Source organism: Streptomyces sp. NPDC048584 (assembly GCF_043199595.1).
GTDB classification, from domain to species: Bacteria; Actinomycetota; Actinomycetes; order Streptomycetales; family Streptomycetaceae; genus Streptomyces; species Streptomyces edwardsiae.
On the sequence record NZ_JBICWF010000003.1, the window covers coordinates 469,423 to 489,652 of the forward strand.

At 66.9% G+C, this 20,230-nt stretch carries 17 protein-coding genes and 3 pseudogenes; 10 read left to right on the forward strand and 10 right to left on the reverse strand.

Annotated features, from left to right (window positions below):
- Positions 1-12: 12 nt before the first annotated feature.
- Positions 13-852: an alpha/beta fold hydrolase gene (locus tag ACGFR9_RS10110; protein WP_393205064.1), complete on the reverse strand. Its 840-nt coding sequence runs from the start codon at positions 850-852 to the stop codon at positions 13-15.
- Positions 853-1,456: 604 nt separating this feature from the next.
- On the opposite strand from ACGFR9_RS10110, the pseudogene ACGFR9_RS10115 reads away from it, so the two are divergent.
- Positions 1,457-1,579: pseudogene (locus ACGFR9_RS10115) on the forward strand (site-specific integrase); the annotation flags it as partial.
- 100 nt (positions 1,580-1,679) lie between these two features.
- Here ACGFR9_RS10115 and ACGFR9_RS10120 read toward each other — a convergent pair.
- Positions 1,680-2,441: an SDR family oxidoreductase gene (locus tag ACGFR9_RS10120; RefSeq protein WP_393205067.1), complete on the reverse strand. Its 762-nt coding sequence runs from the start codon at positions 2,439-2,441 to the stop codon at positions 1,680-1,682.
- 188 nt (positions 2,442-2,629) lie between these two features.
- Here ACGFR9_RS10120 and ACGFR9_RS10125 point away from each other — a divergent pair, with 188 nt between their 5' ends.
- Entirely contained in the window at positions 2,630-3,502 is an 873-nt protein-coding gene (locus ACGFR9_RS10125; protein ID WP_393205070.1) for a helix-turn-helix transcriptional regulator, read from the forward strand.
- Between the two features lie 115 nt (positions 3,503-3,617).
- Here ACGFR9_RS10125 and ACGFR9_RS10130 read toward each other — a convergent pair.
- Positions 3,618-4,690 (reverse strand): annotated as a pseudogene (locus ACGFR9_RS10130) (Tn3 family transposase); the annotation flags it as partial.
- Positions 4,691-4,757: 67 nt separating this feature from the next.
- Between ACGFR9_RS10130 and ACGFR9_RS10135 the strand changes: the two are divergent.
- Entirely contained in the window at positions 4,758-4,943 is a 186-nt protein-coding gene (locus ACGFR9_RS10135; RefSeq protein ID WP_393205073.1) for a hypothetical protein, read from the forward strand.
- 525 nt (positions 4,944-5,468) lie between these two features.
- On the opposite strand, the gene ACGFR9_RS10140 is transcribed toward ACGFR9_RS10135, so the two are convergent.
- The 3 genes from ACGFR9_RS10140 to ACGFR9_RS10150 form a co-directional block, all read right to left on the reverse strand.
- Positions 5,469-6,251, reverse strand: a complete 783-nt coding sequence (locus tag ACGFR9_RS10140; RefSeq protein ID WP_393205076.1) for an MBL fold metallo-hydrolase — start codon at positions 6,249-6,251, stop codon at positions 5,469-5,471.
- A gap of 31 nt (positions 6,252-6,282) precedes the next feature.
- Entirely contained in the window at positions 6,283-7,104 is an 822-nt protein-coding gene (locus tag ACGFR9_RS10145; RefSeq protein WP_393205079.1) for an alpha/beta fold hydrolase, read from the reverse strand.
- Positions 7,105-7,610: 506 nt separating this feature from the next.
- Entirely contained in the window at positions 7,611-8,033 is a 423-nt protein-coding gene (locus tag ACGFR9_RS10150; protein WP_393205082.1) for a MarR family winged helix-turn-helix transcriptional regulator, read from the reverse strand.
- Between the two features lie 980 nt (positions 8,034-9,013).
- On the opposite strand from ACGFR9_RS10150, the gene ACGFR9_RS10155 reads away from it, so the two are divergent.
- The gene (locus tag ACGFR9_RS10155; RefSeq protein ID WP_393205085.1) at positions 9,014-9,430 is read left to right on the forward strand and encodes a class I SAM-dependent methyltransferase; all 417 of its coding nucleotides are present in this window, start codon (positions 9,014-9,016) and stop codon (positions 9,428-9,430) included.
- A gap of 318 nt (positions 9,431-9,748) precedes the next feature.
- Here ACGFR9_RS10155 and ACGFR9_RS10160 read toward each other — a convergent pair whose 3' ends face one another.
- On the reverse strand, positions 9,749-10,066 hold the full coding sequence (locus ACGFR9_RS10160) for a hypothetical protein (protein WP_393205088.1): 318 nt from the start codon (positions 10,064-10,066) through the stop codon (positions 9,749-9,751).
- Between the two features lie 423 nt (positions 10,067-10,489).
- Between ACGFR9_RS10160 and ACGFR9_RS10165 the strand changes: the two genes are divergently transcribed.
- Positions 10,490-11,245: a class I SAM-dependent methyltransferase gene (locus ACGFR9_RS10165; RefSeq protein ID WP_393205211.1), complete on the forward strand. Its 756-nt coding sequence runs from the start codon at positions 10,490-10,492 to the stop codon at positions 11,243-11,245.
- Between the two features lie 849 nt (positions 11,246-12,094).
- Here the strand turns inward: ACGFR9_RS10165 and ACGFR9_RS10170 are convergent.
- On the reverse strand, positions 12,095-12,961 hold the full coding sequence (locus tag ACGFR9_RS10170) for an enoyl-CoA hydratase/isomerase family protein (protein ID WP_393205091.1): 867 nt from the start codon (positions 12,959-12,961) through the stop codon (positions 12,095-12,097).
- 106 nt (positions 12,962-13,067) lie between these two features.
- Between ACGFR9_RS10170 and ACGFR9_RS10175 the strand changes: the two genes are divergently transcribed.
- Complete coding sequence (locus ACGFR9_RS10175; RefSeq protein WP_393205094.1) at positions 13,068-13,643, forward strand: TetR family transcriptional regulator; 576 nt, start codon at positions 13,068-13,070, stop codon at positions 13,641-13,643.
- Positions 13,644-14,248: 605 nt separating this feature from the next.
- Positions 14,249-14,698: a YrhB domain-containing protein gene (locus ACGFR9_RS10180; RefSeq protein WP_393205214.1), complete on the forward strand. Its 450-nt coding sequence runs from the start codon at positions 14,249-14,251 to the stop codon at positions 14,696-14,698.
- Positions 14,699-14,720: 22 nt separating this feature from the next.
- Here ACGFR9_RS10180 and ACGFR9_RS10185 read toward each other — a convergent pair whose 3' ends face one another.
- The gene (locus ACGFR9_RS10185) at positions 14,721-15,287 is read right to left on the reverse strand and encodes a hypothetical protein (RefSeq protein ID WP_393205097.1); all 567 of its coding nucleotides are present in this window, start codon (positions 15,285-15,287) and stop codon (positions 14,721-14,723) included.
- A 213-nt stretch (positions 15,288-15,500) separates the two neighbouring features.
- Between ACGFR9_RS10185 and ACGFR9_RS10190 the strand changes: the two genes are divergently transcribed.
- The gene (locus tag ACGFR9_RS10190; RefSeq protein WP_393205217.1) at positions 15,501-16,118 is read left to right on the forward strand and encodes a DUF6000 family protein; all 618 of its coding nucleotides are present in this window, start codon (positions 15,501-15,503) and stop codon (positions 16,116-16,118) included.
- Between the two features lie 30 nt (positions 16,119-16,148).
- Here the strand turns inward: ACGFR9_RS10190 and ACGFR9_RS10195 are convergent, their stop codons facing one another.
- Complete coding sequence (locus ACGFR9_RS10195) at positions 16,149-17,069, reverse strand: tyrosine-type recombinase/integrase (RefSeq protein ID WP_393205100.1); 921 nt, start codon at positions 17,067-17,069, stop codon at positions 16,149-16,151.
- A 232-nt stretch (positions 17,070-17,301) separates the two neighbouring features.
- Between ACGFR9_RS10195 and ACGFR9_RS10200 the strand changes: the two are divergent.
- Together ACGFR9_RS10200 and ACGFR9_RS10205 are read left to right on the forward strand one after the other, a co-directional pair.
- Positions 17,302-17,803 (forward strand): annotated as a pseudogene (locus ACGFR9_RS10200) (transposase); the annotation flags it as partial.
- A 1,550-nt stretch (positions 17,804-19,353) separates the two neighbouring features.
- On the forward strand, positions 19,354-19,995 hold the full coding sequence (locus ACGFR9_RS10205) for a hypothetical protein (protein WP_393205103.1): 642 nt from the start codon (positions 19,354-19,356) through the stop codon (positions 19,993-19,995).
- The last annotated feature ends 235 nt before the right edge of the window (positions 19,996-20,230 follow it).

Genomic DNA, 20,230 nt, shown 5'->3' on the forward strand with positions numbered 1-20,230 from the left:
GGTGAGGGCGTGTCAGCGGGTGCCGCGGTCTGCCTGCTCGACCAGGTCCGCAACCGCCCCAGGGTGGCTGACCATGGCGGCGTGCGAGGAATTGATCTCGACGGTGTGGGCTCCGATGCGCTCGGCCTCCCAGCGCTGGAGGTTTGTGCTGTTCGCTTTGTCCTGCTTGGCGATCAGGAACCAGGAGGGAATGGTCTTCCACGCGGCCGCTGTGGCGGGCTGGTTGAGGGCCGCTATGTCGATCGGCTTCTGCGTGTCTGCCATGTCGGCTGCCACGGTCGGATTGACGTCCGCGGCGAAAGTCTCGCGGAACTTGGCCGGGTCGATGAACGCGTCGTTGCTTCGGGTTCCGTCCGGGTTCGTGAACTCCACCAGCTGCAACGGGAGGGGCGGTGCGGGGTTGTCGACCGGGTGGGCCTTCAGGTCGGCCAGGGACTCGCCTACGTCCGGGACCGAGGCGGCCACGTAAACGAGGGCCTTGACGTCCGGGTCACCCGCGGCTGCTTGGGTGATGACTGCCCCGCCGTAGGAGTGACCGGCCAGGATGATCGGTCCCTTGATGCTGTTGAGGAAGTCCCGAACGTAGGCGGCGTCGCTGGGGAGGCCACGCAGCGGGTTGGTCGCGGCGCGGACCGGATAGCCGTCCTTGCGCAGGCGGTCCATCGCCCCGTACCACCCGGAGGAGTCCGCGAACGCTCCGTGTACGAAGACAACGGTCGGCTTGGGCGTGGCGGCGGAGTCCCTGGTGGCGTCGGCGGCGCCGGCGACGCCGACGGCCGGGATGTAGACGGCCGCTGCTGCCGCGAGAGTGGCGGCGGCGAGTGCGGATCGCCGAGTTGCAGGCTTGATCACAGGAACCTCATCTAGGTAGATAGAACGTTCTCTCTTCTCAGGCAGTGTTGCACGCATGAGGCGGGAACGGCAAGGGAGAACGTTCTGTCTACGTTGTGATCAGCGTGACAGTCTCCTGTGACGAAACGGCTCACCATTGGCTGAGCGGCTCCGTGAGCACGTCGAGGGGACCGCCGTGCAGCTGGTCGTGTTCATCACCGTCACCAGCGAGGCCCGGACTGCTCCGCGTGGATCCGCGTTTCACGTCCTCCCGGGCTTTGGGTTCACTCGTCGAGGACGTAGCGGACGTGCTGGTCGCCGTAGTCTCCGCGAACGATGTGGGGCTGACGTTGTCGGCGGTAGACCGAACCTGGGTGATTCGGCGGCGAGTTCAGCCTGGTTCCTGGCCCGGTGAGGATGAGGCAGATGCCTTTGAGGCCGGCGTTGACCAGCTCGTCCAGGTTCAGCTCGGGTGAGTGCGAGGCAGGAAGCGCAACTCGACCCGGTCCCTGTGGTCCGCGAGCCCGCTCCGTACGGCCTTTGGAGCGGTGGGCCGCGTGCCGGTCGACGACCAGGTGGACCTTGTGGGCGAGCGAAGGAGGTCAGGATGTCGACGGCTTCGGCGACATCCTGGGACCTGCACGAGTACCGCCACTCTGCCCTGCCCCACCTTGGCGAGCAGGGCGCCTCGTTGCTGACGCTGGTGGCGAAGTCCCGGCACGAGAAGCCGGAGAACGTCCGCCGCTGAAACTGTTGCCGCCTGGGAGGGTGGGTCGCGTGGGCGGGGCCGTTCGGGTGGCGGGGTTCGGGCGATGAGCGATGAGGCCGCCGACAGGGAGGGGAGGGTGTCAGCCTTGGCGGCTGGGGAGCATGGCCAGGGCCTGGGATCGCTGTGCGACAAGGTCGTCGTAGGTGCCGTCGCGCTCGGCCCAGCGATGCACGAGGACGCCCTTCACGAGAATCTCGTGGGGGGTGGGGTCCTGCGAGAGCAGGTGCATGACCTCGGTGGCGAAGCCGTCCAGCGGCAGCGCGTGCGGGTTCACCTTTTCCTGTCCTGCCGTGGCGACGGCCGGGGGGACGAGCTCGACGACGCCGACACCGGTGCCGTCGAGTTGCGCGCGCAGTGCCTCGGAGTAGGCGTGCACCGCGGCCTTCGAGGCGGCGTAGCTGGGCATGGGCGGGAACGGCAGGAAGGCGATGCCGGAGGTGACGGTGATGAAGGTGCCGGTGCCCCGCCGGACCAGGTGCGGGGTGAAGGCGTCTACGACTCGGATCGTGCCGAGCAGGTTGGTGTCGATCGTCGTCGCTGCCGCCTCGAAGTGCGCGGGGTCGCGCAGATCCTCCAGGAGCATGACGCCCGACATCGTCACCACGGTGTCCAGCTCGGGGTAGCGGGCGAGTACGGCGTCACGGGCAGACGTGACGGAAGCACTGTCGGTGACGTCGATGCTGATCGTGCCGAAGCCTTCTCCGGCGAGTTCCGAGAGTGACTCCGGGCTGCGGCCGCCAATGGCCACGGTGCTGCCCGCCGCAGCGAACCGCCGGGCCAGCTCTCGCCCGATACCCGAGGTTCCGCCGACGATGAGAACGGTGCGGTTGGAGAGATCCATGAGGTCTTCCCTACATCCAGGGCGCCGCCGGCGTTCAGGCCCGCGGCGCAGACAGTGATGCTCTCTGTCTCTTTCAGAACATTGCTATCGCAGTCTTGACGGCATCCGCCGGGTGTGGCAGGGCCCCCGTCTTCCCTGGTCCTCCCAGGGCCCCCTCTGGGACACGCACACCGCACTACGGTGTCGGTATGAAGGATGAGGAATCCGGCAACCGGCTCGGCAGCTACCTTCGTGCACGGCGTGAGCTGGTCTCCCCGGCGCAGGCAGGACTCCCGCCCGGGGGCAACCGCCGCGTGCCCGGCCTGCGCCGCGAGGAAGTCGCCCTGCTCGCCGGAATCAGTCCTGACTACTACCTTCGCCTGGAACGGGGCCGTGACAAGAACCCCTCACCGCAGGTCCTCGAATCACTCGCGCGGGTCCTGCAGCTCGACGACATCGAGCGGACGTATCTGCTCGGCCTCGCGGCGGCACGCCCCAGGGCGCCGCGGCGCAAGCGGCCCGAGCACGTACCGGCGCGCGTGCACGAGCTGCTCGCCCACCTTCAGATCCCCGCGTTCGTCGAAGGGCGCGCGTTCGATGTCCTGGCCTCCAACCCCATGGCGGTCGCTCTCTCCCCCCGCCTGACGCCCGGCAAGAACCGGCTGCGCTCCCTCCTCCTCGACCCCGAGGAACAGGTATTCCAACAGGACTGGACGAAGGCCACCGCGGATTCTGTCGCCGCCCTTCGCATCACCATCGGGGACGACACCGACAACCCCCGGTTCGTCGAACTCGTCGGAGAACTCGCACTGTCCAGTCAGCGGTTCCGCACCCTGTGGGCCCGCCATGACGTCCGCAGTCTCGACGGAGGCACGACCACCGTCCACCACCCCGTTGTCGGTGAACTACGCCTGCACCGCGACAAACTCCCCATTGGCGACGTCATCCTCGTCGTCTACTACCCCGACAAGGACAGCGACAGCGACGAGAAAATGCGGCTCCTCGCGGCACTCTCACACACCGGGTCCGCCGGTACAGCACACGACGGACCGGAGGGCGCCTCGCGCCCAAAGACACCCTGACGAGCACGCGCTGCCTCGGCGTCGCGACCAGAACGCCCGCACCATGCCGCACCGGCCTGCACCGCCGGACGTACGTCCATGGTCCTCCCGTCCGGCGGTTCGGACCAGGACCCGGTCATTCCTCGTCGGTGGCGTCCGGGTCGCGTAGCGGGCGCCGGCCACCGGGCAGGTTCGGGAAGCTGGAAGGAGTACCGGCCGAGCATGTTGGTGTGATGCCTGACGAACGGCAGAGGCGGGCCACGTCCTCGTCACGGACGTCGAAGCCATCCCGCGCGCAGCTGATTCACCGCGGCGTCCATGTACCGCGTCGAAGAGCACGAGGGCGTCGAGGACCAGGCCCAGGGCGCCGATCTGGTCCCCATGCCGTCCTGGTGGCGCGGGGACAACTGCCCCCTGCTTCCCATGGAGATCATCCGGGCGAGGGTGAGGGCGTGGTGGCCCTCCTGGAGATTGGCCTGCATCTTGGTCTGGCGGCGGTAGCCGGGCTCGTCGACCAGACGCAGGATGTGCAGGGTCATGGCGATCCGCCCGTAGGGGGCGATCGCGTCGCCGAGCGGCGTGGAACGGCCGCCGCGGGACAGCATCCGGATCACGTCGTACGCGCGCACGGCCCCGGTGCGGATGGAGCCGATGATCCGAAGGATGTCCTCCCAGTGCCGTTCGATCCGGGCGAGGTCGATCCGGCCGCGACCTTCCCGCCCAGCCCCGCCGCCCGGTACGTCGCCAGCCGCAGATACCTCTGGTCGACATGGGACAGGCGCCCGTACTTCAGGGCGTCCGCGGCCCCGATGACCGGGGTGTAGCCCACGTTGCAGCTGTGCGCGACCAGGGCAGCAGCTTCGCACGGGAATCGCCCCACTCGGAGGAGTTCTTCCTCCGGCGCAGGATCTGGTGCACATCCGCTCCCACATCGCCTCCAGCGTCTCCACCTCGGGCGGGGTGATCCCCCCCGGTGTCCGTGTCGACCTGCTCGCTGGAGCTGTCGAACACGATCCGGAACCCGGCGGCCGGCTTCGTCGACGCCCTCTCCACGCGCTGCAGGGTCTTCGGCTTCTCCTTCGCCGTCTCCCGCTCCGCCCTGGCCGGCAGCTTCGTCGCGGTCAGCACCTCCAGGAGGTCCAGGGCGTCATCGACCGCCCGGGACGTCAGGTAGACCGAAGTGGCCAGCAGCGTGGCCAGGCGCCGGGAGTCACCGTGCCGCTATCCGCGTGACAGGCGTCCGGGTCTCTCGCCCGCCCAGCCGGCCACTGCTTGTGTGCTGCAGTTCGTGCTTGGCCTGTCGGACTGGCAGGACGCCGCGGCGGTGCGCTGCCGCAGCGACTTCCAGTACGCCATGGTCATAGAGTCGGACGATCCCGGCTTCCACCGCAGCGTGCTGTGCAAGGTCTCACCGAGGCCGACCGCACCGACCGCCTCCTCGACCTCGCGCTGGCCCGCCTGAAGGAGGCCGGTCCGCCTGGGCAAGAACCCCGCCAAGCCAAGAGCACGACCCTCGCCACCGGCAACGAGACCGTCCGGCTCCTGGAACACCTCAACCGGCACGGAGCAGACCGCGTGTCCGGCCGGGGTGTCCAGGCCCTGCGCCAGATCGTGGTGCAGAACCAACACCGCGACTCCGCAGGACACCTGCGCCGGCGCACCGCCCAGACGGGAGACGAGCCCGGGCGCGGACACGACCTCGGCGCGGCGGGTTGTGGTTCGGGTCTTGCACTCGGGACACGGTCAGGCCGCAGTGGTAGTCGCCTTGGTCCGACTGCAGCAGCGCCGACCGGTGTTCCTCTTGATCCCCGGGACCTCGTCGCGCGCCGGCCTTCGCCAGAACACCGCCACCGTCCTCGAACCTGCCACCGACGTGCCCGCCGGACTCGACCACCGGGCCCAGGCGAATTGCGCCAGGGCTCCGTGCTCGTCCCGGGCGAGCCGTCGGCGAGCTCTGGGCGTTGCGGCGCCGTTCCGGTGGGCGGTATTACTCGACACCGCTCGTGATCTGCACCGGTACGCCCGGGGTGACCAGCCGGGCGGTGATTTCCGGTGCCAGGAGGGCGAGTGCCTCGGTGAAGTGTCGTGGGTCCGTGTCGCCCTTGGTGATGATGCGATCGCCAAGCCATCCGGAGTGGAAGGCGTAGTGCTGTGGGATCGCGAGGGTTGGCTTGAGCACGGCGGCAAGGCCAGCGGCCTCGTGGGCGTTCATGACGACTTGGGCGAGGTTCGCCGGCCGGATGCACAGGCCGTTGACCGGCAGCAGTGCCAGGTCGATGGAGCCGAACCGGGCCGGGATCTCGTCGAGCTCAGGAACCCGGAGCGAGTCGCCGCCGAAGAAGACGGTGCGTCCACCGGCCTGGATGACGAAGGTGACCTCGTGGACCCCATGCTGGCCGGGAGTCGCGGTGACGGTCAGCGCGCCGACGGTGGCAGACTCCCAGGCCTCGATGGTGTGCAGGGTGCGGAAGCCCTTGGCTGCGGCGATGGCGGTGACGGTACCCGGTCCGAACAGCGGTGTACCGAGGTCGAATCCGCCCTCGACGAGGGCGTCGAGATCGCAGTGGTCGTAGTGTTCGTGGCTGATGACCAGGGCGTCGATGCGGCCCAGGTCGGCGACCGTCATGGCGACGGGCTCGCCGGGGTAGTAGTGAGAATTGCTGGTGAACCACGGGTCGGTCAGGACTCGCGTCCGGCCGAACTCTATGATCTGACAGGCGTGTCCGATGCGGGTGACGGTCAGGTCCAGTGGGATCGTTGCGGTGCTCACGGTCGGTCTCCTTCGGTGTGGGGGAGAGGGCTCAGTCGCGGCCGAGGTCGAGGAGGGCGCCGAGGAGTTCCTCGGGAGTCTCGAGTTGGGGCAGATGGCCGGCGGCAGGCAGAACGGTCAGGTGCGACAGGGGGATTGCGTCGGCGAACGCGTGGCCGTGCGCGACATCGACGATGCCGTCGCTCGCGCCCCAGACGACGTGTACGGGCAGATCGAGTGTCTTCAGCCGCCCGGCGAGTGTCGGGTCAGCCATGCTGGGACCGGTGTAGGCGGCCAACGCGGCGATGTCCGGGCTGGGGCCGGCAGCGGAGCCTGCACCGGACTGGGCCGGTGGGCGAGGAGCGCGGCTGGGGTCGTGGAACGAGCGTGCCGCCCGCTCTGCGGGGGTGAGCGTCGCTATGTCGGTCAGCGGATGCCCCTCGACCTCGAGTCCGATGGCGTTGACGAGTACCGCGCCGGAGACGCGGGGACTGTCCAGTAGTGCAATCTCCGCGGCGAGCCAGCCGCCGAAGGAGTTGCCGATGACGGTGACGTCCGCGAGAGCGAGCCGGTCAAGCAGTGCGACGTAGCTGCGCGCCAGGTCGATCACCGAGTTCAGGTGCTCGGGTCGAGGCGTACCGTCGAAGCCGGGGTGGGTCGGGACCAGCACCCGGGAGTGGGTGCGCTCCGCGAGCAGGTCTGCGAAGGCCGACACCGTCGCGACGCCACCTCCGCCGTGCAGCAGAAGGAACGGGCGCGTGCGGTCGGTGTCGGTCGTGGTGATCTCGACGGGGTCGCCCCCGGGAGGATTCTCCAGCGTGACGGTGGTCGTGCGAGCGGGACGCAAGCTGCCTGCTGGTGCGGTGGTGCTCATCAGTGCCTCCAAACGAAGTATGTAAGCTTGTTTATATCAACTTGTTGATTCAGATGCAAGGAGTGCACCACTGTCGCGTGCACCTTGCGAGGTCACCCCGGCCGATCGGCGCCACTGGCTTCGGCTCGGCGGGGTGAACCTTCGTGTGACACCTGATGAGTCCGGGGCGGTGGCTGTATCCCGTTCTGCGTGAGGAACGGGCCGGGGACGGGCTGACCGCTGCGGGACGTCGAAGCCGGCCATCGGTACGGGCGCGGGCGACCGACCTGTTCGAGCGGAAGATCAAGCCGCCGAAGGTGGCACGGCGTTTGTGGGTGAGTCCGAAGCCGGCCTACCAGCGGCATCAGCTGGGGCGGTACGGCGGTTGTGAGGCTCCGGCCTCGCGCGGCCGGCCCGAGCGGTTCGCGACGCGGTCTGCCGCCGCGCTGCTTGGAGACGCTCGGCGGGTATGTCGAACAGGGTCCGGCCGCGCACGGCTGGATGGAGGACCTGGTGTGGGCGGGTCGTCAGGCGGTTGCGCCCGCCTTGAGGAGCAGGCGGTGCAGCGTGCGCCGCTCGTCGGAGGTCAGGGCTCCGATGGTCTCCTCGAGGACGGCGGCGGTCACGGCTGAGCCGTCGCGGCGCGCGATCTCGCCGGCTTCGGTAAGCCGATGGCGCACCGCCCGTCCTGGTCCTTCGACACGCTCCATGAGCCCGCGTTTGATCATGCGTGTGGCGAGGGTGCCCATGGCCTGGTCGGTCTGAAATGTGAGCTGGGCGAGGTCGTGCAACGACGCGTCGGGCCGTTCGCCGAGATGCCGCAGTGCGTCCCACTGCGGCAGCGACAGACCGACTTCGGCGCTCAAACGCCGGTTGGCCTCACGCTGATGACGGCTCTGGAGTCGTTTGACGGCAAGGCCGACTTCGGCCAGCGGTGGCGGTGTGGGCATGGATCCGTTATATCACCACGTTGAGATAAACGTGTTGATCGAGGGTACGGCGTACACCGCGGCCAGGGTGCAGTGGGCCGATGGGTGCGTGAGCCGTGATGGCGGGGTTTCGACGCCGAACGGATGACCTGGGGGTGGTGTCGCTGGCCCGAGGGGCGTTCAAGCACGGAGATATGTGCGCCACGTTCGAGTCCGTTCTCGCAGGGTCTGACTGGGGATGTGAATGGGGTAGGAGAGGATCCTGTTGGAGGAGAGCGAGGCGAGACGAGCCGAGCCGCGGAGGAGATCGGCCGGAGCTCGATCGAGCGGTGGCACAAATGGGCATGTCGGCGTACGGACTGTTCTCCCCGGTTGCGTACGGACCAACGTACCCAGCTCCGGCTGCGGGTGACGTCACTGCGGCAGGAAGCTCGGTTGAGATCGATGCACCGACCAGGGCAACTCGCGCGATGAGCCGCAGCACATCGTCTGGACCGATCGAACGAGGGTGGGACGAGCCCTGGTATCGGGCAGCGGCCGGTCTCGAACGTCTCGACGGGCAGCGGCTTCAACGACGGTCGTTCGACGGCGAACAGCTCGCCGATCGTGCGGGGACGGGTCGCGATGCGCCGGGCTTCGTCGGGCCAGATCCCACTCGCCGATCAGCATGTTCGAGAGCGCCGGCGAGTCGATCTCGGGGACGGGAACGAAGTGGCTGCGGCGAACCCAGCCGATCTGGCCCTCGACGCCGCCTTTCTCGTGGGCGCCCTCGATTCCCGGCGTGCAGCAGAACGGCTCGATGCCGAACCTCCGTGAGTTCGCGCATTCTGAAAGGTCTTCGTGGCGAACCCGCGGGTCCTGGCAGGCGGCCTGTACGGGCACTCCGGTTCAGCTTGTATCGAGATAATTGTTCGCCTTGGCTGGGACCAGTGGCCAACGTCTCGACCGTGGACATCGCAGATCCGAAGGACTTGGTCCGACGTGGGTACGACGCTGTCTCCTTGCGTTACGACGAGATGTACGGCGCCGAGACGAAGTACCAGTCACTGCTTGGTGACCTCTGCCGGCAGATCCCGGCCGGTGGGACAGTGCTGGACCTGGGCTGCGGCGGCGGGGTGCCGGTCGCACGCACTCTGGCCGCCGCCGGCTACCGGGTCACCGGCATAGACATCAGCGAGGTGCAGATCCGCCGGGCCCGCGAGCGGGTGCCTCACGCAGAGTTCATCCGCGGTGATGCCACGGCTGTCTCCTTCGGCGCCGCGTCCTTCGACGCCGTCGTCTCCTTCTTCGCCCTGATCCAGATTCCACTGGCTGAGCAGCCGCCCCTGCTGCGGAAGACTGCTGGGTGGCTCCGCCCGGGAGGCTGTTTCGTGGCCACCATGGGACACGGCGAGTGGACCGGAACCGAGGAGAACTGACTCGGGGGCGGCACCCCGATGTGGTGGAGCCATGCGGATGCTGCCACCAACCGGGAGTGGATCGAACGGGCCGGCTTGACGGTCGAGCGGGAGGACTTCGTCCCTGAGGGCGACGGTGGACATGCCCTGTTCTGGGCACGCCGCCCATAAAAGTTGCAGCTCAGCAGGTGTGCGACTCGTGTGCGCCAGCCGAGACGGCACCCGCGGCCGTGTAGCGGAGGCTGGTCTTTGCGCCGAGGGAGAAGACGTGCGCGAGGTGGAGGGGGTCCATCCGGAATGTGCCGACTGCCCTCGTGGTGGTGGCCGTGTTCCGGCTGATCAGCAGGTGCGGGTTGACAACCGAAGGCAGGGCAAACGGTACTTCACCAGCTCGCCCCGCAAACGGACCGCGGTCTCGCCGAAGTCGACCTCGGCTTCGGCGCCGGCCAGGTGCGACTGCTCGATGAACACCTGCGCCGGGCCACGGCCGGCCTCGACCCGAATCTCCGGCTTCCGCTTGGCGACGTAGTCGCGCACGACCTGGTAGGACGCGTCGTCCACCGCGTGCTCGTTGATCAACCGGCGATAGATCCGGACCACCGTGTGACGCTGCTTCCTCGGCGCGTCCAGATCAGCCAGCAGCATGTGGTCGATCACCGGCTTGAACGGATCCGGCCTGGAACGGCGAGGCACGTACGGTTCCCGAAGTCTCGGCCACGCCGAGACTCAGCGCCATCTGAACAGCGCCAGCCCACCTGGTACTTGCGCTCCAGCGCCCGGTTCGACATGCCCTCGCGAGGTCACGTCGCCTCGCGGCATACAACTCGACCTTCGACTGACCAGGCGGCATCGACGGTGCTCCTTCACCGAGCACATTCACTTTCCACCGCAACCCCGCGAGTGACACTACTTCTCACGAACAACTTCCAAGCTACCAGCCGGTGAAATCCACTCATGCGGACGACTGACAACCCACAAACACCGTCAGAGTCACCCTTGCGAAAACCATTGGTGCCCGGCTTGCTCCGCTGATGGACTGACGTCCTACCGTGAGTCTGCCGCGTGACGGAGGTAGTGGTTGTGACAGGTTATGACGTGCTTGCCGAGGTGTACGAATGGCTCATCTCGGATGCAAAGTTGCCTCCAGCCGAGTTCGCTGCGTCGTTCGACGACGTCCTCAATCTCCTGCCGTCGAACGCTCACGTCATCGACTGTTCGTGCGGAACGGGACAGTTGGCGGTTGGCCTCGCCGGTCGTGGCATGCAGGTTGTCGCAACTGACGCCAGCGAGGCGATGGTTCGTCGGACTGCAGAGCTGTCTGAGGAGTTCGGGGCATCCGTCCGGGCTGTACGAGCGAACTGGGAAGAGTTGCCCGACCATTTCCAGGACAACACGTTCGACATGGTGTTCTGCGTTGGCAACTCGCTTCACCATGCCGCGGGCGCGTCAGGCAGGAGTGCTGCTCTGGAGTCGATGTCACGGATTCTGCGCCCCGGCGGGCGCTTGGTACTCACATCCCGCACTTGGGAACTCGTGAGGGCCAGAGGTTCCCGGCTGGAGATCAGTGACCGACTCGTCCGCCGGAACGGTCGCGACGCCGTCGTGGTCTACCGCTGGGAGATTGCACCGCATTGGGAGGAGGAGCACCACATCGAGATTGCGATCGCGCAAGTTGATGCGACCGGGTTGGTTCTTGTCCGCTCGGAACTGCTGTCCTGCTGGCCCTACCGGTACGAGGAACTTGAAGCCGAGCTGCACCGGGTCGGACTCCAGACGGAACTGAGCACGTTCGATCTTGAGGCCGAGAACTACATGGTGGTCGCGAGCAAGGTATAAACACCGGACTCTTAGTCCCTGACTCGGCGTCCTGTTCGGCGACCGTCTACGAACCCCGAACGCCACGCCCCGCCCGACCAAAGACATAAAGACACCTCCGCTGCCTCGATCTTGCCTCGTCCGGCGGCCCATCCCCGTCGGCTACGGCCCCGACACCCGTCGCGGAAGGTGGTGTTGTCAGCAGCCGATCGGTCGGGCACGGTGGGCCGAGCAGGTGCGAAACCGCGAAGCGGGTTGAACCACAGGGTGGGAAGCAGGCCGCCGTCGAGCGGGATCCGCGCTCCGTTGAGGTAGGACGCACCCGTGGAGGCGAGGAAGGCGAACAGTTCAGCGGCCTCCTCACCCCGGCCCGGTCGCTTCATGGGTCCGGCGAACCGTTCGTAGAGGCCGGCGCGGAGCTGCTCGAGGGTGATGATGCCCACTGCGGTCGGCCATGTCATGCATCGAGCGTCTCCATGAAGCGCCATGCAAAGGCGAAGCGCACCACTGCCGGGGCGGACGCGGTCGACGGGCGAAAGTCCGCGCAGACGGGGCCAGTCGTCGGCCTCGGTCCACTCCCGCAGGAATCCCCAGCGCCGGTGGGTGATTCCTGCTCGGTTGAGCAGCTGGTGCCACAATGCCCCGCACCATCAGCGGCAGGTGGCTCTACTACGGGAGGAACGCGCTTGGCACTGCGTCAGGCACCGACGGGCGTGAGGTGAGCCAGGTGGTGGGCCCAACAGGCGGAGCAGGGCGGGACGGAGTACAGAGCCGCCTGAAGAGTCTGCTGCCCTCCGGGGTTGCGCCTGTTGAGGTGCGGGACTTCCCGGGGCACGGGAACAGCTAGCCTGCATGCATCAGGCGGGGGCTTCACCCACGGGTCGCATTGAGGATCTCTTCCAGACGACGTTCGCCCTCACGTGTCTGGGCTCCGGCCGCGAGCAGCTTCTGAGCGTGCGCGGCGGCGTCAGGCGAGAACAGACTGGTCAGCAACTCGTTCTCGACGCTCAGCCCTTCCTCCGGGACCGCCCCGGCCGCGACGTTGACGGCAGTCTTGACCGCGGCCACGATCTCCGGAACCAGTCGCGCGATGCGTCGGGCCAGAGTGTTGACGAAGTCGTCGAGTTCGTCGGCCGGTAGGGCCCTGTTGACCAGCCCGTAGGCCGCGGCGAGTTCGGCGTCGATGAGTTCGCCGCCGAGGATGAGTTCCAGGGCTCGAGCCCGCCCGGTGAGCCGGGTGAGGTACTGCGTACCGCCCCCGCCGGGGATGATGCCCATGAGAGTCTCCGGCTGGGCCTGTCCGGACTTGCCGACCGCGGCGAACCGCATGTCCAGGCTCATGAGGAACTCGTTGCCGCCGCCCCGGGCGAGGCCGGCGAGCTTGCCGATGGTGACCTGTGGCAGCGAGCGCAGTTCCTCGTGGACCACCTGCATGAGGTTCATCGTCGGCGGCACGGCCGCGTCGGGAACGGCCGCGATGGCCGCGCCGGCCGCCTCGACGGCCGTTTGCGGATCGATGATGAAGCCCATGTCGCCGTGCGCTATGAAGAAGTCGGGATCCGCGCTGTCGAACACGATCACCCGAACATCGCTGTCGTGGCGTACTCGGGCGATGAAGGTGCGCAGCGACGGCAGCAAGGTGGCGTCGGCCAGGTTCAGCGGCGGGTTGTCAATGGTGACGGTCGCGACGCCCTCGGAGAGGGATACGTGGATCCCCGCCAGCTCTTGGTACGACATGACGAACTTCTCTCTGTACGGGTAGGTCCGCGCCGTTGTCGCGAGGCCCTACTGGACGAACGTTCATTAACGCTAGGTCATTAATGGCCGGATGTACAGTAGGTCCATGCCGCAACCAGCAACGACCCGGAAAAGGACCCGAGACCCCGAGGCCAAGAGGGCGGCGATCCTCGACGCGGCCCGCGCGACCTTCGCGGAACTGGGCTACGAAAGAGCGACGATCAGAGAGATCGCCAAGCGGGCAGGTGTCGCCAACGGCCTGATCACGCTCCACTTCTCCAGCAAGGAGAACCTCTTCATCGCTGCGGCAGCTCCGCAACAGATCATCCAGAACGTGGCCGGAGACCTGGAAGGACTCCCGCGGCGCGTCGCGAGCACCTTCGTTCATCAGATGGAAGCGGGTGAACTGGCCGAGTCCTTCACCGCGTTGCTGAGGAGCTCGACCAGTGACCGCACCGTGGCACGAGAGATGCAGCGGGCCATGCGCGAGCAGAGCGTCGCCGCCTACCGGCAGATGGCTCCTGACGACGACGCGGAAGCGAAGGTCGAAATGATCGTCGCCGTCCTCAACGGCATCGCTCTCAGCCGCTACGTGCTCGCCGACGGCCTCCTGGCCGCTATGAGCCCGGAGGAAATCATCGACCGCACCACAGAACTGCTGCGCACCGTGGTGCTCGGATAGAGCCGCTCAACACGCCGGCGGCGAATATCGTCGGTGCCGTTTGATCGCGTCGTCATCGACACCACCCCTGCGCGAGTCAAAGGGGAGGGCGAACACACATGTCCGAGCCCCGTAAGCCGGGCAAGCCAGGTGAGCCACGTCTCGTAAGAGTGAGCCGCACGCTGGCGTCGTAGACGCGACTCCACTCACCGGCAGTGGAGTCGGCTACTGGCGCGTCAGGGGCGGCCTTGGCGGCCGTCCCTCCAACGATTGACCTCGTCGTCGGTAGCGACAGTGCCGGGCCACGGCCTGACGCCTTCGCCGCCATCGCGATCAGCTCAGTGCGTGGACGCGACGTGGCGGGCGGGGTCGGTGTGCGAGGCCGGTTGCCAGGTGCCGGCGGACTTCTGCCACGGTGAGCGGAACCAGGGTGGAGTTTCTGCGTCCCCCCTCGCTGCTGCCTGACCCGCCGTGGCCGAGAGAAAGGCCTGAGCATGGCCAGGGTGATCTGCCTCCTCCGGCCGACGTAGCTGCGCCCGCTTCAGCGACGGTCGTCGTAGCTCTGCTAGGACCAGCTGGAGCGCGACCATCAGCAGTGGCGGGCTGCGGGCGTGGGCGCGACGCGGATGGTTGTGGTCGACGTCAGGGAGCACGAGTTGGTGTGGATCGTCTCTTGGACCTCCGAGGAGTTCGTACGCGCCCGGAACCCGGAGTTCATGCTGGCCGGTAACGGGCCTTACCTGGTCGACCGTGTCGACGGGGGACTGCACCGAATCGGTGTCGTCTCCGCGGTAACCGGGGAGTGGGAGGCCGACTATCGAGCCCGGATACGTGGGCTGGCGGTGCGCACTGCAGTGGACGATCTACACCTTCCAGTGTGCGAAGTCGCCGCCGCGCGCGGACGCATGCACGCTGTGCGGACACTGCGCCAAAGGCTGCCGATGTTCTCGCCTGCGGGGGCCATCGAATATGTGAGCGCCTTGCTGGGCGGTGTTGCGCCCGCGCGGCTCGTGGCTGTCGCCATCAAAGAGCTCGTGGAGCCTCTCAACCCGGTACTTGCAGTAAAACGATTCTGAGCGGGGCGGAGAGCCGAGCGGGTCAGAGACCCGAGGGGTGATGGGAAAGCCAGTTGGCATGCCGATCGCGCACCCGGTCCCGCTCTTCGGACGTGGCGAGGAAAACATCGGCGCCACCGTCGTAGGGGTGGTGGATGCGCTGCATCTGGGTGTCGGTGATGAGGACGCCCGCCACCTTGTCGTCGGCGATGTCTCGGAGCAACTCGTCGATACAGCCACGCCTCCAGGGTCGGCGGGCGGCGAAAAGGTGGCAGTACGTGCGGAACTCAGGGTCAGGATCGTCCTCCACGAGCAGGCTTTGCCAATAGCCGGTGGCTGGCGAGGATGGAACCTCCGCTTCGGTCGTCCAGAGCGGTGTGATCACATACACGTCCGTACCAGCGAACAGCTCATCGAGGACGGTGTTGTAACGCCCCAGGACGACGCTGTATTCGCTCTCGTCGTCCGCGTACCGCTTCGACTCCGGCAGGCTGTGGAAACGTACCCAAACGTCCCGATACGGGTCACGGAGCTTGTACCCAACCGGAGAACAACTAGGCCAACGCCGCTGCCACAGCACCGTCAGATCCGCCTGCCCGTCTCCAGACACCGGCCGCACTCGCCCCTCTCGCGTATGGACCTACCGACAGCCATGATGCCGGGGCTCACCCCCGAGGGAAACCGACTTCTCATCTGTCGCTTCGCTGGCTGCTGATGCGGCCCGGTCGTCCAGTCCGTCGCACTGGCGCCGGTGAGGGCGGCGGACGAGGAGCGCAAGGAATGGGCTGGCCTCGTTTTGCGCCAGCAAGGCAAGATCGGTCGTGTGATACGCGATCCTCGTGACGATCCCGAGTTGTTGGCCCTGGTCCGCCGGTATGTCACGCCCGAGCGGCGTTACCTGAAGCTCGGCGGCGGCTTGCTGCGCATGCAAGGTCCTCAATACGCCCGATTCATGCGAGATCTCTGTGAGGACGCGAGACTCATCACCGCAGATGAGATCGCCACGCTTCTTGAGGGCAGTTGGAGAGAACGGAGAACTGCGGCGTGGCTCGTAACTGTATCCCGCCGGATTGAGTTCCGTGAGCGCCTCGGGGAACTCCTGCTGGCCAGCGAGGTCTGCTGTGTCGGGCTGGCCTACAGCGTGGCCCTGGCCAGTTTCGGAACGGCGCGCGACGCTGATCTGCTCGCCGCCTACCTGGATCGCTACCTCCCTCGCCCTGACCTCGCGTACGACCAGACCGTCGTCATGGGCGCTCTTGAGTTCATCGACCTGAACCTTGGAGGTGGCCAAGCCGACCGCTTCCGAGAATCGGGGGGCCTGTGGCAGCAGTGGCTCCAGGACGCACCTCACATGAAGGGCGACTTGGACCCCACCCCCTTCTTCTTGAGCCTCATTCGTCGGCTCTGCGCATTCGTCGACGAGTGCGCAGAGTTGCTATAACCGCCCCCATCTCGTGGTGGTCCTTCCAGATCATGGCCGCCGCCCGGGGGGAGCAGTCAGATCTGCGTGCGGGACGCGATGTAGTCGAGGCAATCCCGCTTGGCGTATCCGGTCCAGCGGGCTGTGGATGGCCGTGGTGCTGGCGTAGGCATGGCCGACCTGGTCTTGGACGAACTTCTCTGGATAACCGAACTCGATCAGATGGGTCACGTAGCTGTGCCGCAACGAATGCAGATCCAGCTCCACGGGCAGGCCGGCGGACTGACGCGCGGCATCGAAGGCACTGCTCAGCCGTCTCGAAGACATCCGGTCGCGTCGCTCGGTGATCCAGAAGGCTGGGTGCTTGCCCGGCACGAAGGCGGGGCGGACCTCGCTGACGTACTGGTCGAGAACTCCAACGATCCAATCCATCTCCGGGACGGTCAGAACACTGCGGTACTTGGGAGGGCCACCCTTGGACGCCTTGCCGTAACGGACAAAGATCGCTCCGAAACGGCCGCAGTCGGCGACCCTGGGATTCCGGCGCAGGTCACACAGGTCAAGGCCGCACGCTTCCTGGCGCCGCAGGCCGAAGGCGTAGACGGTCTTCAAGACCATGGCATCGCGGAGGGCCGCGAGCGAGCCCTTGCATCGTCGTGCGCGGATCTCCTCGACACGGCCGTCGGCGGCGTCGCAAAGGGTCTGGACCTCGTCGTAGGTGAGCGGACGGCGTTCGGCAGCTCCTTCGTACTCGCTGGTGTGGGTGATCGTGTTCCACTCGTGCAGGAGCTGGCCCGGAGCCCGTCCAAATAGTTCGTTGAACGTGGACGGCCAGCCGTAGCGGGTGTCAGTGATGTAGTCGAAGAAGGCTTCCACCTCGGCGGGGTCCCATCGCCACGGGTACTCATCGGTGAAGCGGGCCAGTCGACGGACCAACGAGATCCGGGGGTGGATCGTCGAATCCCAGTTCAAGAAGCGCGTGCGCTGCTGCAGTGCCTACCCCTCCAGCATGGCTTCCAGAACGGCCGGTTCGAGGTCCAGGTGCACGACTCCGGCGGCAAGGACCAGATGCACAGCTCCTGGCACGGTACCGGGACACCACCTCGGACGAGTGGACCGAGTTCGAGGAGCACGTCGACCGTCGCAAGGTCGAACTCGGCTCCAGCGGACGCCCCTACGGCACCCCCTGCCAGCACGAACATGCGCCGAGCTCACCGGCGACGTTCTGGACGGATGGCCCAAGCATGCAGCTGATCGTCCGCAAGGAACGGCCCCATCCTGGAGCCCAGTTGAGGCTCACGGAAGCGGACGGCATGAGGCTGACCTGCTTCGCCACCAACACCGCCCGACCGGCCGATCGCCGAACTCGAGCTCCGTCACGGCTGCAGGCCCGCGCGGAGGGCGCATCCGGGCCGCCCGTGCCACCGGCCTGCGCAACCTGCCGTTGAAGCGCACCGTCCAGAACCGGAGGCTGGAGATCGTGCAGATCGCACTGGACCTGCTGGCCTGGATGCCGATGCTCGTCCTGACCGGCAAGGCCCGCCTCCGGGAGCCCCGCAGCCTGCGGCTTCGCCTGTTCACCACAGCCGGACAGCTCATCACCACCGGCCGTCGGCGGATCCTTCGACTGGCCCGCCACTGGGCCCTGGACCAGCCACATCACCGCCGCCCTCGAACGGCTTGCACGCCAGTTGACCCCCGGCTGACCAGCAGATCCACCCGCTCCTACGAGAGAACCCTCCAACCGGAGCAGTGAAACCCGGCGCCCACCCGAGACGACGCCCGGGCCTTCAGCCTGCCCAACTCCACCCACGGAACGAAAACGGTCCACCGACTCCGTCGGCGGACCGTCACGCAAGATCGAGGTTGCCGCACGACCATTTCGCCGCGACGGGGACAACGCGGCGGGGCGGAAGCCAGCGCTCGGCTCGGGCGTGCCAGACCTCCCCGGATGCCGCGGTTATCCGCACCCGACTCTGAACCTGCTTGCACGCTAATCAGTGGACACCGCTGGCGGCATCTTGTGGCCGCACGGCAAACACCGGTGACGATGGGAGACGCACAGGCTGCGGGGATCTCGGTCATGGACCCGCCTCGTCATCCGTTGCTTTGAGCACGCCCAACCTGCAGACATAACCTGCACGTTATAGATCGCAAGACATCATGCATTCCTGCTTCGCTGACGTCGCTACGCCGTGCATGTCATAGTCAACGAGCCCGCTACTTGATCAGCCTGACGGTCAGGGGAGACAGCGCCGCGACATCAGGTCAGAGGCGGTCGGCGAAGCGGCCGTCCGCTCGGCGATCACTGGAGGAGACAGTGTGGAGAGCCGCTAGGTGTGTTTTAGCACTGGCAGTTGTACTTGCGGTAGCACCCTCTGCCAACGCCAATCAGACCGACAACGTTGCCTTTTACGGCAGGTAGCCCGGCGTCCCGTAATCGGCATCCGCCCGCAGTAGAAGGGCTGTGCCAGGTCCCACTTCGGCAAGGAGTTGTGATGCGTAGAGCCGTACTCGGCTGGTTCGTGGCACTGGCAGCAGTGCTCGCTGTGGTGCCGCTCGCGCGTGCCGATGAGCCCCAGACTGTTGCCTGCTGCGGCGGCACGCCTGGCCAGCCGTGAAGGGCGCTCGCGGTGCACGACGTTCCGAAACGCAGCAACCGCAGCAGTGCACGCCCCCGCCAACTCCGCCATTGCCGCGGCCAGCCGCGCATGAACGCCCAAACCACATGACAGTTGGGAGCCCTGACCTCACCCGACCAGAAAGGGCGCCAGCGCTCCATCGCGGGCATGCAGCCGATACGCCGTGAGCCGCCTGCCCCCGGCATGGGGCAATCTCACACAACGAAGCCACGCCCCACCCTTCCCTGCCAGCGGCAGGCAGTCCAGGCCGCCAAAGCTCGGAGGGCAACAGCCACACCCCGGCTAGCGACTGCCGCCCCGCACACTTAGCAACCATTACGCACCGCCCCCACGGCATCGCTGCGCCGCCATCCGAAAGCCCAGACGGCTGCCACGGACGCCCGGACAACACCCCCTTGCCCGTCCGGCACGACCCGAACGCTTCAAGGAGCCGACGGCCCAGACGGGATACGTGCAGAAGCTGGTGAAGCTCCTAAACGCCCCAGCGGACACGTATAACCCCCGAACACCGCTCGGCCAGGTCTGGCCGTCCCGACACCTGTCAGAACCGGGGGCGGACGCCACGCGGCAACCGGACAAACCCCGAACCCACCACCAGAGGAGAACCCAACGCCATGAGACGGCCCCTCGCCACAGTGCTCAGTCTGCTCACCCTGGCCGCCGCCACAGCGGTGTCGTCGCCGTACGCGTCCGCCACCCAGAACGCCGACGTTAGTATCCTGGGCATCGGACGCGCCACGTCGGTGCGTACCACGAGCGACATGAAGCCCATCCCGGGAACAGACGCCCCCAACACCGGGCTCGCCCGCCCCGGCGACAACATAGCCGCCATATGTCACATCCCGGACAACAACGGCGTGCAATGGGTACTCACCCTCAACCGGAACGGACGCGCCGGACAGCAATACGCCAACACCACCGGGTTCATCCGCAGGGACAACCTCACCCTCGACAGCGGAACGCTGACAGTCAACTGCGACTTTCTCGCAGAAACCTACGACACACAGACCGCATCCGGCATCGTGCAGGCCGACATGAAACCCATCCCGGGAACCGACGCCCCCAACACCGGACTCGCCCGCACCGGCGACACCCTGACCGTCTACTGCACCCTCACAGACAGCAACAACCAGCCCTGGCGACTCCTGATCAACACTGACGGACATGCTGGCAGCCAATACGCAAACACGGCCGGCTTCCTGCCACTCAACGCCCTGCAGACACAGTCCTACAGCCCTCCCTGCGGCGCCACCTGATCACTCACCTCCCCATTGCCGTTTTTGGTTGCCCCGCAATGGGACGCCTGGCCTCCGGAGTTGGCATGACTTTCTCCCCCTGTCGAACGCATGGCCTGGGGGGGTGGTGTCACCGGCTCCGGAGGCATCGCAGACCGCTGATTAGGGCATGACCACCGGCCTTTCGCAGGTCGGGAGGCTCTTCGTAATGTGGATGTGGCGATCGGTGCCGTGGGACGGCCGGGTGAGGACGACC

What these genes read in the sequence shown, in the direction of transcription:
- ACGFR9_RS10150 (WP_393205082.1), bottom strand. Translation starts at nt 8,033, where the DNA reads ATGCCCACACCGCCACCGCTGGCCGAAGTCGGCCTTGCCGTCAAACGA.
- ACGFR9_RS10145 (WP_393205079.1), bottom strand. Translation starts at nt 7,104, where the DNA reads ATGAGCACCACCGCACCAGCAGGCAGCTTGCGTCCCGCTCGCACGACC.
- ACGFR9_RS10175 (WP_393205094.1), top strand. Translation starts at nt 13,068, where the DNA reads ATGCCGCAACCAGCAACGACCCGGAAAAGGACCCGAGACCCCGAGGCC.
- ACGFR9_RS10125 (WP_393205070.1), top strand. Translation starts at nt 2,630, where the DNA reads ATGAAGGATGAGGAATCCGGCAACCGGCTCGGCAGCTACCTTCGTGCA.
- ACGFR9_RS10205 (WP_393205103.1), top strand. Translation starts at nt 19,354, where the DNA reads ATGAGACGGCCCCTCGCCACAGTGCTCAGTCTGCTCACCCTGGCCGCC.
- ACGFR9_RS10120 (WP_393205067.1), bottom strand. Translation starts at nt 2,441, where the DNA reads ATGGATCTCTCCAACCGCACCGTTCTCATCGTCGGCGGAACCTCGGGT.
- ACGFR9_RS10180 (WP_393205214.1), top strand. Translation starts at nt 14,249, where the DNA reads ATGGTTGTGGTCGACGTCAGGGAGCACGAGTTGGTGTGGATCGTCTCT.
- ACGFR9_RS10170 (WP_393205091.1), bottom strand. Translation starts at nt 12,961, where the DNA reads ATGTCGTACCAAGAGCTGGCGGGGATCCACGTATCCCTCTCCGAGGGC.